The 16225-nt window shown below is 48.0% G+C and carries 16 protein-coding genes and 1 tRNA gene; 7 read left to right on the forward strand and 10 right to left on the reverse strand.

The annotated features are described in order from the left end of the window. Positions 1–10: 10 nt before the first annotated feature. On the reverse strand, positions 11–712 hold the full coding sequence (locus AM1_RS20410; protein WP_012164792.1) for a diacylglycerol/polyprenol kinase family protein: 702 nt from the start codon (positions 710–712) through the stop codon (positions 11–13). A 239-nt stretch (positions 713–951) separates the two neighbouring features. Further along, positions 952–2616: a formylglycine-generating enzyme family protein gene (locus tag AM1_RS20415; RefSeq protein ID WP_238549026.1), complete on the reverse strand. Its 1665-nt coding sequence runs from the start codon at positions 2614–2616 to the stop codon at positions 952–954. 349 nt (positions 2617–2965) lie between these two features. Here AM1_RS20415 and AM1_RS20420 point away from each other — a divergent pair, with 349 nt between their 5' ends. Continuing rightward, positions 2966–3427 (forward strand): Spy/CpxP family protein refolding chaperone, encoded by a 462-nt coding sequence (locus AM1_RS20420; protein ID WP_012164794.1) that lies wholly within the window; start codon positions 2966–2968, stop codon positions 3425–3427. A 171-nt stretch (positions 3428–3598) separates the two neighbouring features. On the opposite strand, the gene leuC is transcribed toward AM1_RS20420, so the two are convergent. Beyond that, a complete protein-coding gene (gene leuC / locus AM1_RS20425; RefSeq protein ID WP_012164795.1) occupies positions 3599–5014 on the reverse strand; it encodes a 3-isopropylmalate dehydratase large subunit in 1416 nt (471 codons plus the stop codon). A gap of 111 nt (positions 5015–5125) precedes the next feature. Between leuC and AM1_RS20430 the strand changes: the two genes are divergently transcribed. After that, a complete protein-coding gene (locus AM1_RS20430; protein WP_012164796.1) occupies positions 5126–5467 on the forward strand; it encodes a translation initiation factor in 342 nt (113 codons plus the stop codon). Between the two features lie 67 nt (positions 5468–5534). Here the strand turns inward: AM1_RS20430 and AM1_RS20435 are convergent, their stop codons facing one another. From AM1_RS20435 to purU, 6 genes are all read right to left on the reverse strand, one after another. Further along, entirely contained in the window at positions 5535–5876 is a 342-nt protein-coding gene (locus AM1_RS20435; protein WP_041660057.1) for a cupin domain-containing protein, read from the reverse strand. A gap of 109 nt (positions 5877–5985) precedes the next feature. Continuing rightward, positions 5986–6207 (reverse strand): hypothetical protein, encoded by a 222-nt coding sequence (locus tag AM1_RS20440; RefSeq protein ID WP_012164798.1) that lies wholly within the window; start codon positions 6205–6207, stop codon positions 5986–5988. A 35-nt stretch (positions 6208–6242) separates the two neighbouring features. Next, a tRNA-Val gene (locus AM1_RS20445) sits at positions 6243–6316 on the reverse strand. Between the two features lie 31 nt (positions 6317–6347). Continuing rightward, the gene (locus AM1_RS20450; protein WP_012164799.1) at positions 6348–6710 is read right to left on the reverse strand and encodes a low molecular weight protein tyrosine phosphatase family protein; all 363 of its coding nucleotides are present in this window, start codon (positions 6708–6710) and stop codon (positions 6348–6350) included. Between the two features lie 9 nt (positions 6711–6719). Beyond that, on the reverse strand, positions 6720–7004 hold the full coding sequence (locus AM1_RS20455) for a hypothetical protein (protein ID WP_012164800.1): 285 nt from the start codon (positions 7002–7004) through the stop codon (positions 6720–6722). Positions 7005–7103: 99 nt separating this feature from the next. After that, positions 7104–7958, reverse strand: a complete 855-nt coding sequence (purU, locus tag AM1_RS20460; protein WP_012164801.1) for a formyltetrahydrofolate deformylase — start codon at positions 7956–7958, stop codon at positions 7104–7106. Positions 7959–8794: 836 nt separating this feature from the next. On the opposite strand from purU, the gene AM1_RS20465 reads away from it, so the two are divergent. Both AM1_RS20465 and AM1_RS20470 read left to right on the forward strand, forming a co-directional pair. Beyond that, positions 8795–10090 carry an HlyD family secretion protein gene (locus tag AM1_RS20465; RefSeq protein ID WP_012164802.1) on the forward strand — a complete coding sequence of 432 codons (1296 nt, stop codon included), beginning with the start codon at positions 8795–8797 and terminating at the stop codon, positions 10088–10090. 8 nt (positions 10091–10098) lie between these two features. Next, positions 10099–12249 carry a glycosyltransferase gene (locus tag AM1_RS20470; RefSeq protein WP_012164803.1) on the forward strand — a complete coding sequence of 717 codons (2151 nt, stop codon included), beginning with the start codon at positions 10099–10101 and terminating at the stop codon, positions 12247–12249. A 6-nt stretch (positions 12250–12255) separates the two neighbouring features. Here AM1_RS20470 and AM1_RS20475 read toward each other — a convergent pair whose 3' ends face one another. Beyond that, complete coding sequence (locus AM1_RS20475; RefSeq protein ID WP_049783762.1) at positions 12256–12813, reverse strand: NUDIX domain-containing protein; 558 nt, start codon at positions 12811–12813, stop codon at positions 12256–12258. 260 nt (positions 12814–13073) lie between these two features. Here AM1_RS20475 and AM1_RS20480 point away from each other — a divergent pair, with 260 nt between their 5' ends. Genes AM1_RS20480 through AM1_RS20490 form a run of 3 tightly spaced genes read left to right on the forward strand, consistent with a single transcriptional unit; the run spans position 13074 to position 16203 of the window. Beyond that, entirely contained in the window at positions 13074–14024 is a 951-nt protein-coding gene (locus tag AM1_RS20480) for a hypothetical protein (RefSeq protein WP_012164805.1), read from the forward strand. Positions 14025–14050: 26 nt separating this feature from the next. Beyond that, a complete protein-coding gene (locus AM1_RS20485) occupies positions 14051–15364 on the forward strand; it encodes an FGGY-family carbohydrate kinase (RefSeq protein ID WP_012164806.1) in 1314 nt (437 codons plus the stop codon). Next, the gene (locus AM1_RS20490) at positions 15361–16203 is read left to right on the forward strand and encodes a 2OG-Fe(II) oxygenase family protein (RefSeq protein WP_012164807.1); all 843 of its coding nucleotides are present in this window, start codon (positions 15361–15363) and stop codon (positions 16201–16203) included. The genes AM1_RS20485 and AM1_RS20490 overlap by 4 nt, the downstream gene beginning before the upstream one ends. Positions 16204–16225 lie beyond the last annotated feature (22 nt).

Consider the following 16225-nt stretch of genomic DNA (forward strand, 5'->3'; position numbering starts at 1 on the left):
GCTGCTAGGTCTATGTTAGCCAAAACTCATTAAAAACAAAGCCCAAAGCTGCGCTAGCAATGGGAACAGTGAGATTATCAATACCCCATTTGGAAAAAGCTTCTAGGGTCGAAACAATCACGGAAATAGCAACGGCACTAATCCAAGTTGCCGTGATATTCCCCTGAGTAATCCACAAAATTCCGTAGATGATCAGACAGCTAACGCCTGCCATACTCAAAGAGCCTTCCCAGCTCTTTTTCATCCCCCAGACTTGATAGGGATGTCGGCCAAATCGCTGACCAATCAGAGCAGCTAAACCATCTCCCCATGTCATGGTCAAAATACCAATGGCAGCATATTGGGGCAGCTTTAAGGGCCAAAACCAAGCAATCAAAATACCAATGCTTAAAGCATAGAAAAAAGTACCCAGACTTTTCCGCCCCACGCCACTGACACTAGACAAAATAGGGTAACGGTAAGACAACAGCGTCACAATGCTGAAGATGACTGACGCTGCAATCCCAACCCAGGTAGGCACATCCAGCCACCAAGCTAACAAAATGACATTGCCCGTACCAATGTGAACCACCTTACGGGTGATTTCAGGATCGGTGGTAATCAGCCGCTTGAGGAGTTCAGCACTCCCGATCACAATTCCCAACCATATTCCCACCAGCAGCAGTTGTAGGGTGATAGACGTAGGAGGGCTTGGTAATGCGAGCACGGTCAATGCAATAATCCACTATCAATTCGGTCAATGACCTTCACTGTAGTGGATTCTGCTAGTCCTGAAAAGTGGATTGATTGTACTGACAACCCTTGCGAGAGATCTCTGATCAACACCAATGAGAATGTTCAGATCTCTCGTGGTGCTAAAAAGTGCTCATGCTCAGAATACCGCTCATGTTTGTATCATTAAGGTTTCATTCCCCACCTTCCATCACACTCCAAATGTTTAAGGTATTTACCTCATATAGAGGTACGAACTACACGAAACCCAAGCTGGCTGCTGCTCTCATCCGGGGCATTAGAATCGCGTGATGCAGAATAACAGTTCATGGAAGATGAGAACCAATCCCCCCCTCTTTTGACACATTGAGAGCGGCCATTATGCATATCAATCCAAGCTGAACCATCTGCCGGTGCTAAGTCATAGGTTGTTTGATACGTATCAAGACACCATTCAGAAACATTGCCATGCATATCATAGAGGCCAAAAGCATTGGCGACCTTAAAGTGGCCTACAGGCGTTGTCTCTCGGCCTACCTTACCTGCTTCTTCCCGGAATATATTGACAAAGGTCATGAGGATTGTGGAATCATAGTTAGCAAATTCAGGGCTGATTGTATTGCCAAAGTGAAAGATAGTTTCGGTTTTGGCCCGACAGGCGTATTCCCACTCCGCTTCGCTCGGCAAGCGGTAAGCCATTCCCGTTAGTCGAGAGAGACGATCACAAAACTCGACGGCCTCATACCAAGAAACACTCTCAACGGGCAGTTGACTTCCCTTAAAGTGGGATGGGTCAGCCTTTAATTCAATAGAAATTTTCTCTAGCTGGGCAACAGCACGCCACTGTTCTTGAGTGATGGGATACTTACTCATGTAGAACGGCGGAAGTTCTACAACATGCTGTGGCTTTTCATTTTTATCATGATATTTGTCATCATCTGTGGATCCCATATGAAATTTCCCCCCAGGAATTTCGGCGAGCTCTAGGTCCACGTCAGACACCAATGTCTCGACATAATATTGAATTTGATGTGTTGTGCGCTGTTTTTCTTTTCCTTCCTGGTTTATCAACACCACATCGAATGGTGTATGTGTATCTGGCTCTGAGGGGGGCCACTCTTTCAGTATTTCCTGCTGAATTTGGCCAGCGACGTCCTCCGAAATTCCTAATGCCAGACGCAGGTCATTTAGAACTTCTTGAGCTTTTTCCAACTTTCCTTGCCGATGTTGGAGTTCAAGCTGCACTGCGTTTCTAAATTCCTGACGATTAGACTTTTCAGTGTCATAGGCGGCCTTCAGCTCAATCCTGATCTGATCGATATCCCTATCAGACAGTTGATATTGTTCAGCCAACCGAGCTAACATTTTTCGCTCAGCCGGAGAGATATCACCATCTTGGAAAAACTTCTCTGCTAGCTGCTTATACTCCGTAATGCCTGTCTGCCTTCTCTGGGCTTGTTGTGCTGCCAGAATCTGTGCTTGAATATCTTGGGCGATTCGACTCACCTCTTGGACAACGGGTGTCCAAGAGGGGCCTTGAGTCATATGGGCAAACTGGGGTTGAGCCGTTTCAAGTTCTTGATCTTGAGCCACATCTTGGAGCTTGGGTAATGAAGTCTGCTCGAAGTAGCTGGAGCGGATAAAGATGGAGAGGGTTGGTGTGGCTGTTAAGAACAAAATCACATCAGCCTGGTGAAGGAGACTATCACTGGGGTGTTTTATAGGGACTCCTGTATCAGACCTGCGATCGCACCCCAATTCAATTAACCCTTTCTGCTGCAAATCCCTCAGATGCAGTTCCAGTGACTGGCATAACTCAAGGTGCTGATCAGCATTCGAGATCATCACTTTAACCGGCTTAAGTGCCTGGTCTAAGCAGGAATTGGGCATGGGACGTTTCACCATTTCTCGTTAATGTTCCCCGGCCTTTATGTCTCGTGATCAACCCTGCAGACTAAACACCTATTTTGAGACAGATCACCAATCTGACTCAGATAGGAATGTCCAATAGGCTATCCCTGCAATACCTGGAGTTTTAGCGAACTTATTAGGTTTTCTTATGCCGTTTAACCTTGACCCTCAAGCCAGCTTTAAGGATTAGCCTAAGAACATGGCAATAGTCCTTTGTACCCAGACAAAATTAGTACCCCATCTCGCAAGAGTTAAGTCTTTAGATCCTGGTATCACCCCCAAGGGATTGAATAGGCTGGGAACAAGAAATACAACCCATCCAGTCAGGAGTCACTCTATACCTATGAAGTTTCGTTCTTCGTTTTTAATCGCAGCAGTTCTTTTACCCGTCATTGGCCTAGTTGGCATGGGGCAACCCTCTCAAGCCCAACCCGGCCAGAACTCATCGACTGTGCTGGCACAACGCCAAAAGCTGAGTCCAGAAGAACGGGCGGCTAAACGAGAAAAGCGAGCTGCACAATTTAAGCAGACCCTAGGTTTAACGGATACCCAAGTCACTCAAATTAAATCTATTCGCGACTCCTATCGACCCAAGATCAAAACCTTACGCCAAGAGGCTAAAACGCTACGGGAGGGGGGTGCCACTCAAGACCAACTCCAAACCCTTCGCCAGCAACGAAAAGAATTGCGCAAGCAAATGTACAACGATATCAAAGCTGAGCTGACTCCAGAGCAAGCTCAGAAGTTAGAAGAGCTTAAAGCTCAAAGAAAAGCCCAGAAGCGCAATCGTCGCCGGGACCAATAAGGCTGAATAATCGGCACTAACCTCACCCAAAATACGCTTGCACCTTTTACTCTCACTTTCCCCCATGCCCCAGAAGACTGATCAGCTTTTGAGGTATGGGGGGGTTATCTCAGAATGTCCCGATCAATCACACTGCTCCAAATGCAAAGGCAAGATGCTGACTAGGCCGAATTAAGGGCTTGCCTTAGGGATTTGGCGGACATCTGCAACTTCGCCTTTGATGGCAGCTGCCACTACCATCGCCGGACTCATCAGCAATGTTCGCCCAGATGCAGACCCCTGGCGTCCTTTAAAATTCCGATTGGAAGAAGACGCACTGAGCTGCCGCCCTTGGAGCTTATCGGGATTCATAGCCAAACACATGGAACATCCCGGCTCTCGCCATTCAAATCCAGCTTGTTCAAAAATATGGTGTAAACCTTCCGACTCGGCCTGCTGTTTAACTTGCTCTGATCCGGGTACCACAAAAGCTTTTACCCCAGCGGCAACCTGGTTGCCTTTAGCAAACTGGGCAGCCTCGCGTAGATCACTGATTCTGCCATTGGTACAACTGCCAATAAAACAGACATCCACCTTGGTCCCTTGAATCGGTTGCCCCGGCTGCAAGTCCATATACTTGTAAGCTTCAGAGGCAATGGGCTGATCGGCATCCGTAAAATGGTCGAGGCCAGGAATCGCCTCATCAATACCAATGCCCTGACCTGGCGTAATGCCCCAAGTCACCGTGGGTGAAATATCCTGGGCATCAAATACAACCACATCGTCATACACAGCATCAGCATCACTGCGAATACTCTGCCACCACGCCACCGCTTGGTCCCAATCTGCCCCCTTAGGTGCTGCTTCCCGTCCTTTGAGATACTCAAAAGTGATGGTGTCAGGATTGACGTAGCCACAGCGTGCTCCACCCTCGATGGACATATTGCACACCGTCATCCGCTCATCCATGGTCATTTGCTCAAAGGTAGTTCCAGCAAATTCATAGGCATACCCCACACCCCCTTTTACTCCCAGGGTGCGAATGATATGCAAGATCACATCTTTGGCATACACACCAGCAGGCAAAGTCCCGTTGACTTCCACTTTGCGCACTTTGAGTTTGGCAAGGGCAAGGGTCTGGGAAGCCAGCACATCTCGTACTTGGCTTGTACCAATCCCAAATGAGATGGCACCAAACGCCCCATGGGTTGAAGTATGGCTATCACCACAGGCAATCGTCATGCCTGGTTGGGTTAAACCTTGTTCAGGTGCAATAACATGGACAATCCCCTGCTTACCTGAGCCAATGTTATGAAAGGTAATGCCATGGTCTTGGCAGCTCTGCTCCAATGCCTGCATCATTTCTTCTGCCAGAGTATCGGCAAAGGGACGCGCCTGATTTTCTGTCGGGACGATATGATCGACTGTCGCCACCGTTCGTTGTGGATATAAAACGTTTAGCCCTCGATCTTTCAGCATCGTAAATGCTTGAGGACTCGTCACTTCATGGATAAGATGGAGGCCAATAAATAACTGGGTCTGACCAGAGGGGAGTACATCTACGGTATGTAAGTCCCAAACTTTATCAAATAGCGTGCCCTGGCTCATATATCGAAGTCAATAATGGTATCATCGGACTCCAATTTTATCTCAATTATGGAAAGGGGTTAGGGCAGATTCTGGGGGGTAGTGACGGTTCAGTAGGGAAAGACAGGTTCTATGGGTAAGAAACAGCGTCCTCAATCCGATCGCCGAGTGTATAGTGAATTTGGTAATTCTCCAGCACCCGATCCAACCTCCCGTCCCGATCCGCCTCCTGCTCAACAGACTTTGAAGATTCAAGTCTCCCGTAAGGGGCGTAAAGGCAAAACCGTAACCATTATTAGTGGCTTTCAAGCCCAACCGACCACCCTAGCCGATTTAACAAAAAAGCTGAAAGCTCAATGTGGTGCTGGTGGCACCCTCAAAGACAAAGAAATTGAGGTCCAAGGCGATCATCGCCAAAAACTCGCAGACTACCTCAAGAAACAAGGATATTCCGTTAAATTCGTGGGTGGCTAAGTCTAGGTTACAGACGTAGGTTCCCGGAACAAGGGAATCAGAAACATTGAGGTATCCTCTTCTGCCCTTAAATGTCGGCTTGCAAACCAAAATAGGTTAATACCAGGTCTTCTTGCCCCGTATTTACCACTTCATGAACTTCATGGGGTTCTACCGTGATACAAATCCCCGGTGTTAGGGTGTGAGTGATGCCTTCAATCTGCATTGTCCCAGTCCCTGCTTCAACAAAGAACACTTCATACATATCTGGATGGGAATGAGCCTTGGCCATTTGACCGGCAGGGAAACGAGCTTGAGAGAATTGAGTCAGTTGAGAAATCTCTCCCGATCTCAACATCACCTTTTTAGAGATGGCCGCATTATGGCGAACAATTTCGTTAGGCAGGGTTTGCATTTGGGTGATTTTCATCGCAGTAATGAGGATTAGAGATCTCAGCACACAGGACTTACAAACCAATGGTGCCTAGCCTTAGTGATAGCAAAAAATCACCTATCAGAGTTGCTGTGCATGAGGGGTTCTAATTTTTCCCAGAAGGTTCTGAGCGTACTTCTGATAAATAAAAAATTCCTTCTCGATCCAGGTCGATAACGCCTTGACCCCGCAAGTTTTGGCAAACCCAACTCACCTTTGCCGAGGTTGAATGGGTGTGGCCAATCAATGAGACTAAGGTCTGGGGCTCGTTGGAAATAAGTTCAATGATTTGAGCGGTCAGTGAGTCTTCTTCCTTCCCAGATACCATTGAACCCCCAATCTACCCTGATCAGAAAATGGTAATGGACACATCCCGACTCGAACGGGAGACCCCCACGATGTCAACGTGGTGCTCTAACCAACTGAGCTATGCGTCCGTAGACATTAAAATTATCACACGTAGAGAGTTTATGTAAACTGAGCATCACTGGAGTTCGCGCTCAGCCCTTTCTCTACATACTCAGATACGACATCTTGGAGATGCTCAACTAAGTCTGGGTCCATGTACTGATAGTCATCTGGGATATCCAGAATATGAATGGGGGTGTGGTCTGCCCATTGCTTAAATTGGGCCAGAATTCGATTTTTATGCTTTTTCTCCATCACTAGGACCAGATCGGCCCAGCGAAGATCGGCCATGGACAGAGTCCGCTTAGCTTTGGGGCTGGTGCCTGCGGATCGCACCTGCAAGCCTGGATAATTTTTCCAGACTTGCTCTGCTGTTGGACTGCGCCACTGGTTACGACTACAGACAAACAATATCTTCAGCATCTTGTGATGTTATCCAACGTCTTCCACCTCTAAAAGCAAGTCTCGCCAGGGTTTACGGGGATATTCAAACCCGAGCTGTGCCGCTCTTTTTAGCTTTCTGGACCGCCAATATAATAGCCTCCAGTCTTTACTGGGACGGATCTGGGCTGGCTCTCCATAGGATGGACAGCCTTTCACTTTCGCAAATCGGCCACGCTTGACGGTTTGACCACCTAACAGCCGGACTTGGCGATGTCGAATTTTGACCGCTCGCTGCCGTCGTCTCCATGCGCGATCGCGTTTGGTATTTATCATTAATCTTCTCTGATTTATCAGCAGTAGCAGCCGCGATAAGACCCAGAGAAATGGCTATTCAGGTGAGACCGGACTCTATCCTAGCCTAAGGAAACTGACTCAATCAAAAACAACGGTGCGATGGTTATAGACCAAGACCCGGTTTTGCAGGTGAAGACGAACTGCTCTGGCCAATGCGGAACGTTCTACATCTTTGCCCTTACGGATAAATTCATCACTGGAATCCCGGTGACTGACTCGTACGACTTCTTGTTCAATAATGGGGCCTTCATCCAGCTCTTCGGTCACATAGTGGGCTGTCGCACCAATAATTTTGACGCCACGCTTATAGGCTCTTTGGTAGGGATTTGCCCCCGGAAAGGCAGGCAGGAAGGAGTGGTGAATATTGATGGTGGAAGAGAAGGCGGCGATGAATTGAGGGCTGAGGATTTGCATGTACTTGGCAAGGACCACTAAGTCAATGTTGTATTGCTTGAGTAAGGCAAGCTGTTGTTTCTCCTGCCGCGCTTTACTCTCTTTGTTGATGGGTAAGTGGTAAAAGTCGATGTTGAATTGTTCGGCAATCGGTTGCAGGGTGTCATGATTGCTGATGATCAGGGGAATTTCGACGGGAAGATCGCCAGCCTGTTGTCGCCACAGTAAATCCAGCAGGCAGTGATCCTGCTTGCTTACCCAAATAGACATGCGAGGTTTGCAGTCGGAAAAGTGCAGTTGCCAGTTGGCCCGTAAGGATTCTGCCAGTTCAGAGAATTGAGTACCGATTTGCGATCGCGATAACTGAAACCCCTCTAAACTCCATTCCAGACGACTGAGAAATAATTGATTGGTGAAATCCGTATGGTGATCGGCATGGATGATGTTGCCATGATGAGTTGCAATAAAGTGGGCAATTTTAGCCACTAGCCCTTGTTGATCTGGGCAAGAAATGAGGAGCGTTGCTGTTGGTGCAGACATAGCCGATCCCATTGTTTTAACTGCTGCCAAGCTTACACATTTTGTCTCCCAGTGACTAGTCCATGCATTGAGCCGATTGAGCTTGCAAAGACAAAGCGTGAGGACAACCACACGAATTGTTGGGTAAGTATGTTCAGCATTCCCTTATACCAGGAGAGTTCTACATTGCGGTATAACTTCAACACACCAGCATGGGGTTGGAGAGAATTGACTGAATTAACTGAATAGATAAATTCTGATCATGGAAGTTCAAACAGGAAAACTTTTTCTGAGTGGGATCACCCAGTTTTTAGAAAAAGATTAAATCAGGCTTCAATGATAAATTTCTATGCGTACAAGATACTAAATCAAACATTTAGTATACATAGGAAATAATAGGGCTAAAATGGGAGGCTCAATATATGATCTATAGCATGAGAGTTTTTCCAATAAATGATAAAAGTTTCGATGGCATAGATAATAATTTAAGTTCATGAAAATTTCATTAATGTAGGATAATTTGTTAATTAAAATATCCTTAAGTACTTGTATATAAAGGGTTATAGCCTTGAAAATTTCATATCTTTGTCTAGATAAAGACGTTTTTCTGCTTATTTTGTCTGTAGGAATTGATTTTTGATTTTAATTTAATTATTCTAGATTTATATCTAATTCGATAATAGATTATAGCTTAAGTGATTACACTGAAATTCTAATATATATTCTAGGCAATTTATATTTTGATTATACATTAAGTTGAATCGATCGTTTTTTGATATTAAGTAATCGCACTGAAGAAAATAGAAGATTGGTAAGCCAAAATAGGGGTAAGAGAGATGGCTTAGAGTTCGCGAGTTATGACCACCGGAATTGAGAATTTCCCCAATAATGAATCAACTTACCAATTAGACAAAGAGAAACAAGCCCCGACTCCGTCTAAGCCTTTATCTTTGCCTTCCCGGCAAACCGTCTTTAAGTTCCTACGTCTAGGCACTGGTATTGGTGTTTTAGCAATTTTAGGTTCCTATTTATGGCGGAGCCAAACCTCAGTGGTTAGCCACCAAGCCTATATCAATGCCCCTATCCTGTCCTTGCACTCCCCAATGCAAGGACAGCTAACCCTCAACAATTTAATCCCTGGGGAAACCTTAACCGCCGGCACTCAAATTGGACAAGTACAAAATTTGCGTACCCCTGAGATCGAAGTTAATCGTCAGCAACTTCAGTCGCAATTGCGATTAGACCAATCTCAGCTGCTGCTCCTACAACAAAAAATTGCCAATCGGCGACAACTCCTGGCTGACTTCTCACAAAAGTTAGTGTTACAGCAGAACTACCAAGCCACCTATCATACTCAGCAAATCAGACTACAAGAAGCCCAGTTACGGGATGCTCAGCATGCAGCCAAACTAGCTGATGTGCAAGCTGAGCGGTATGGTTCCTTAGTCAAAGCAGGGGTCGTATCTCGCGATCGAGCAGACCAGGCTATTACTGCGGCTCAACGGGCCAATGAGGTAGTGCGAAATCGCCAGGCCGATCTGAACCAAGCCCGGGCAGAGCAGGCGGCCAGTACCAATGGCTTACAGCTCAGTGGCTCTAAAACCTTTAGTCTGCCAGATATTCGAGCCCGAGAACTGCGAACCGAGATTGCTGACTTAGAAGAGCAAGTCCAGGTCTTACGCACCCAAATTGAGCAAGATAATCTCAAAATCGCTCATATTTCCCAACAGCTCACCCTCAGGCAAAATGCTCCTATTACGGTTCCCACAGATAGCGTAGTGTGGTCAGTAGAACGGCGCGGTGGGGCCTTAGGTCAACATGTGGATAGTGGTGACCCACTGATTAAGCTCCTGGATTGTAAGCAGGTCTGGGTCGATGCCTTTATGGCTGAAGAAGATGTGCGTAGCCTGCAAATCGGCTCTGCTGTGAATGTCCGGTTACTGACCGATGGCCAGCAAGATCAAATTGAAGGTCGCATCCAATCCATTCGCTCAGGAGTCGGTCGAGTCGTCACGGGACAAGACGTCGCTCTGCCACCCCCGGAATTAGTGAAGCGCGCTGTTGCCGTAAGGATTATGCTGGCCTCCGATGACCTGAAGCCTGAGCGGTTCTGTAGTGTCGGCCGCAGTGTCGAAGTTGTCGTCTCTCGCTAAGGCCATCCATGTTGAAACGAACTGAGATCGATGGGCTGGAACGGATTGTCTGGGGCTTAGTGATTATCCTTGGGGGCTTTTGGCTATGGAGCCAGTTTCAAGAACGATTGATTCTGGCTGATTTAGCTACACTGTGGCAACAGATGCAGGCCGTATTCACCCCTGATGCGAATCGTCTCGATCGGCTATTGTTGCCAACCGCAATTGGCGGTACCTTTGTTTTTTGCCTTAAAACCATCAGTCCCAGACCTCTTTTGTGGAGCCGAGCCACCATTTCCATCCTGTTGGTGGGGCTGGGCGTTCGTTATGAGCTGTGGCGCTTATTTAATACTTTGAATTTGTCCGACCCTCTCAATGGCACTCTCAGCATTTTGCTGTTTGTCATGGAGTTAATGGCCTTCACCAACACGGCAGCGTTTATGCTGCAAACCATCCCCAGCATTGATCGAAGTCCAGAAGCCGATCACCTGTCTAAGGCCGTCATTAGCGGAGCGTATCAACCCTGGGTGGACGTTTTAATTCCCACCTATAATGAACCACCTGACGTCCTCCGACGGACTATTATCGGCTGCCAGGCCATGAAGTATGACCACAAGCGGGTTTTCCTTTTGGATGATCTGCGGCGTCCTCATATTCGCGAGCTGGCTCAAGAGCTGGATTGCCACTACATCATCCGTCCCAATAATGACCATGCGAAAGCTGGAAATCTCAACCATGCGATCGCAAAAACAGACGGAGACTTAATCGTTGTTTTTGATGCCGATTTTATCCCCACCACCAACTTTTTAACTCGGACAGTCGGGTTCTTTCAGGACGAAAAAGTCGCCTTACTACAAACCCCTCAGAACTTTTACAACGAGGACCCCATTGGCGTCAATCTAGGGCTGCAAGAGGTACTCACCAACGAACAAGCCTTGTTCTTTCGCTATATCCAACCCAGTCGAGATGTCACCAACTCTGTGATTTGCTGTGGATCTTCCTTTGTTATTCGGCGCACGGCATTAGCCGAGATTGGCGGTATTCCCACCGAAAGTATCACCGAAGACTTCTTTACTTCTTTGAAATTACAGTCCTTGGGCTACAAGATTAAATATCTCAATGAAGCCCTCTCGGCTGGCATGTCTCCTGAGAATATGGGCGCTTACATTGACCAGCGCTTACGGTGGGGGCAGGGAACCTTGCAGTCTATGTTTTGCCCGGCCAATGTCTTCACCATTCCCGGATTGAACCTCTTACAGCGGGTGTCCCATTCCCTAGGATTACTGTACTGGTGCCTTTCTGTCCCTCGGTTCATCTTTTTGGTGATGCCCCTGTCCTACCTACTGTTTGAACTCGCCCCTCTGCGAGCAACGATTGATGGGGTCCTATTTTTCTACCTACCCTATTTTGTTTGTAATGCCATCTCTTTTTCATGGATGACCGAAGGACGGCGTTCTGCTTTTTGGTCCGATGTTTATGAGACCATCCTCTGCATTCCGATGATGCTAACGGTGATTCAAACCCTGAGGAACCCCTTTGGCAAAGCCTTTAAGGTGACCCCCAAAGGAATCGCGGCCAATCGCTTACATATCAATTGGCACCTCCTCTGGCCCTTGGTGCTCTTGATCGTCTTGTCCTTGTTTGGTTTGGGCATGCGTATCTTTTATGCCCCTTGGAGTACGGCCAACCCAGATAGCCTCAGAATTAATATTGTGTGGACCACCTATAATCTGATCCTCCTGTACATTTGCGTTCTGGTGAATATCGATGTGCCTCAGCGGCAACACTCTCGATTTGACCGTCAGTTTCCCTGCGAGCTGCAAATTAACGGGGAATGGTTATTAGGGCGCAGCATCAACATCTCAGAAGGGGGAGCCGCTGTTCGCTTAAATCGGAAATGGAAACAACCTCCCACCGATAAGTTAGGGGTATTGAGGATTCCTGGCTTGAAAACGGAACTAAAAGTTGAAATTCGCTGGAAGCAAAATAGCGATGCCGGACCATTTTTTGTGGGCTTGCGGTTTATTGAATGTGATGTCGTGCAGTTGCGATCGCTGATCCCGTTTCTCTACTGCCAACCTAACCAATGGATCGAACAAAAAGTCCCCGAGCATTTAACCGTTTGGGCTCTCTTTCAATCCGTTTTCCGCCTCTATGCCTTAGCCGAAAGCCGTGGATAGATCCCATCATGAAGCGGGGAGGGCGGGAGACCAAATATCTTTGTAGTAGCTTTCTAAACAGTGCTTCATAATGCCGTTATGGTTAAACGCCAACTGCATATTAATGGCCTCTCCCAGCTCATACCAACGGGTTTCAGCTACTTCATCTACGGCAACTTGGGGTTTTAACGGCGGCAGCTGAGTCATATTTTCTAAGAAAAACATCAGGGGAAATCGCAAGGACACATTTTGCAGCCGTAACGGCCGAGACCCCACATAGTAGGGCTGGTCTAAAGCTCCTTGAAACGGATACTGGCTCTGAAGATGGGGAATATTGAGTCCCAGTTCTTCCCATATTTCTCGAACCATCGCTTCTCCAGCCGTTTCATCATAATCGAGATACCCCCCCGGCAGCCCCCATTTTCCTGGTTCTGTTGGCATTTGGTCCCCTCTGAGTCCCAAGGGAACATATGCCGTCTCGCCAATCACAAAAAAAATAACGCCTAAGACCGTCACATCTCGACTAATCCAACAGGTCTTACCGGATACTTCAATACAACGATTGGGGCGATTGTTGAATTTCACTGCAGTGGGTACGCGAATAGAACGGGAATGTAATTTTTGACAGAACGCTGAGGTTTCGCCAGTTCAGGAGAAGCAATAAACCTCTTACTTTCGAACATATTATGGATCACCCTGTCTAATTCATCCATTTTTCTATTGTTTTCCTTCCGCATTCCTCCTAGAGACCAGATTGCTGATCAGACATATTAAAAAATCCCCAACTGGAGAAACACAGCAGTACAATCGACCCATTCACCAGCGACCGAGCGAGGGGTGCCCTTATGAAACCATATCGACCTAGCAACAAAGTGCCTGGGACAGGATGGGTATGGTTACTAGCCCTATCAACCCTGGGGGGTGCAGTCGTAGGGGGTGGCATTGCATTTATCGCCCGTTGGATTTATTTATTGCTGATCTTCCCAGCCCTGATGGGGTTTACCAGTGGCAGTGCCACGACGGTCGCCATTAAAAAAGGCAAAGTTCGCAGTCCCCTGGTGGGCTTGTTGTTTGGGGTCTTAGCAGGCTTAAGCACCTATGGTGCCTATCATGGGGGTGAATATTTTTTTACTCGCCAGTCCTTTGCCAAAGAGATTGAAGCTGAGCTGGGTCAAGACATGGAGCCGGCAGAGATTGATGCTCTGATGGATGCTTTTTTTCAAGAACAAACTGGCTCATCTGGCTTTGTAGGGTATCTTAAATTTTCCGCCAAACAGGGACTCAGTATCGGTCGGGCGGGCAGCAGTAGTGAGGGTGTCCCTCTAAACGAAACCTTTACCTGGATCTATTGGTTGATTGAGTTAGCCATCATTGAGGCCATTAGTGTGGTCATGGCCAAGTCTGCAGCTGAAGACCCTTTTTGCGAAACCTGCGATCAATGGTATGGCCTGGGCCAAAGGATTGGCATGGTCGAAGATGATCAGTCCCAGGTATTTCTCAAGGCTTTAGAGGCCGATCAGATCGTCCAAGCCGCCACTCATATTCAACCTAGAGTCACGACCATTCCTCATTTAGAAGTGGATCGACGGCAATGTCCAGGGTACCCCCAGGAAGATGTGGTGCTTGAAGTACAACGGTATTCTGAAAATAAAAAAGGAGAGGGTAAACGCTCTCCAGTCTTACTTGGAATGTTGTCCCATCGACAAAATGTACAGTTGACTGAAGCAATTTCCACCTCGTCACAACCTGACCCCAAACCTGATACCAATGAGCCGGATACTAGTCCTGAGGGCTAGAGCCCTATCCAACTATCGCAAAAATCATGGGGTATTCCTTAGGCATTGACTTTGGCACATCGGGGGCCAGAGCCATGGTGATTGATCACCAGGATCAGGTTCTGGCAGAAGCCAGTTATCGGTTCCCAGACCTATCCCCAGAGGAGCGTACGGACTGCTGGCAAGAGATCCTATGGGCCTTAATAGGTGAGATCCCGGCAGACGTGCGATCGCACCTCCAAGCCATTGCCATTAACGGCACCTCTTCCACCATTTTGCTGTGTGATGCTGAGGGCAAGCCCCTTTATCCACCGCAGATGTATAACGACACCTGCGATCCAGCCAGTTTAGAACTGCTGACCACCTTGGCTCCTGCAGGTCATCCCGTACTCAGCGCTAGCTCTAGCTTGGCGAAACTGTTGGGTATGAGTCGGACGGTGGATATGACTTCCGTTTGTTATCTGATGCATCAAGCTGATTGGCTCGCCTTTTTGTTGCATGGTCGCGTAGGACTCAGTGATGATCACAACAGCTTGAAACTGGGATACGATCCAGCGCTGGGGCAAGACCGCTCTACGTCCAGAGGACGGGCTATACCAACAGACCTCGTAGGCTATCCCGACTGGTTCCACCAACCACCCCTCAACCAGCTTCTGCCTTTGCTACCACAAGTTATTCGACCCGGCTCAAATATCGGCCCCCTACAACCTCACCTTGTCGATCGCTTTGGTATTCCCTCAACCTGTCAAATTTGTGCAGGCACCACAGATAGCATTGCCGCGTTTATCGCTAGTGGCGCCAATCAACCTGGGATGGCGGTCACCTCCTTAGGATCTACCCTCGTTCTCAAGCTATTAAGTCCGACCCGTATCGATCTGGCAGACTACGGCATCTATAGTCATCGTCTCGGAAAGTACTGGCTTGTCGGCGGTGCATCCAACACCGGGGGCGCTGTTCTTCAGTCTTTTTTCTCCCCTTCAGAACTGACTGAACTGAGCCAACACATCGACCCTCACCAGCCCAGCTCCTTAACCTACTATCCTCTGCTCAAGCCAGGAGAACGATTTCCCATTAACGATCCCTGCCTGGAACCGCAGCTCACCCCTCGCCCAGAAGATCCTGTCGAGTTTTTGCAGGGGCTACTCGAAAGCTTGGCCCGTATTGAAGCCCAGGGATATCATCTGTTAGTCGCCCATGGTGCGCCGCCATTAAAGGTAGTTTATACTGCTGGCGGTGGTGCCCAAAATATCGTTTGGCAAACCATCCGTCAACGCCATCTTCAGGTCCCTTGTTATGCCGCTCAGCACCAACAAGCCGCCTATGGCACTGCCTTACTTGCTGCCCATGGATCGCCCCTATGATTGTTCCGTTACCAACCCTGGACTATCAATCTGCCGATGCACCACAACAGTTTGCCCTATCTTTGCAGCACTCTGGGTTTGCGATTCTCCGCCATTGTCCAGTGGACCATGAATTAGTGGCGCATACGTACCAAGATTGGCAAACCTTTTTTGAGGGGGATGATAAGGTCCACTATACCTTTGACCCCAAAATACAAGTGGGCTACTACCCATTTCAAACGGAACAAGCTAAGGGACATACCACCCCGGACCTCAAAGAGTTCTTTCATATCTATGAAGGTCATCCTCTGCCGAGGGGCATAGGCGATGCGACTTGGAATTTATTTGACCAACTCAAGCAACTGGCCATCGAACTACTAACATGGATAGAAGCGCAAGCCCCCCTTAGCATTCGTTCGGACTTTACAGAACCGTTAGACACCATGATTGCAGATAGTAAGGAAACTCTGTTTCGGCTCCTGCACTATCCGCCTCTACCCGATACCATCCCACCCGGAGCTATTCGGGCAGCGGCCCACGAAGATATCAATTTAATTACGCTATTACCTGCAGCGACGGGAATGGGCTTAGAGTTATTGGATGCTGAAGGGCAGTGGCAATCCGTAAAGTGCGATCGCGGCGATATTGTCGTCAATGTTGGCGATATGCTGCAGCTTGCGAGCCAAGGGTTTTACCGCTCCACCACCCACCGTGTCGTTAATCCTGACGGTCCAGCTCGACATCAGTCCCGGTTATCCATGCCCCTGTTTCTCCATCCCCGGCCCGAGGTGGTACTCGCAGACGGCAAAACAGCCCGACAGTATCTGCAAGAGCGGCTGCGGGAGATTGGCCTCGTTTAAGGACATCACACCTATTAATGTT

Source organism: Acaryochloris marina MBIC11017, assembly GCF_000018105.1.
GTDB lineage: Bacteria > Cyanobacteriota > Cyanobacteriia > Thermosynechococcales > Thermosynechococcaceae > Acaryochloris > Acaryochloris marina.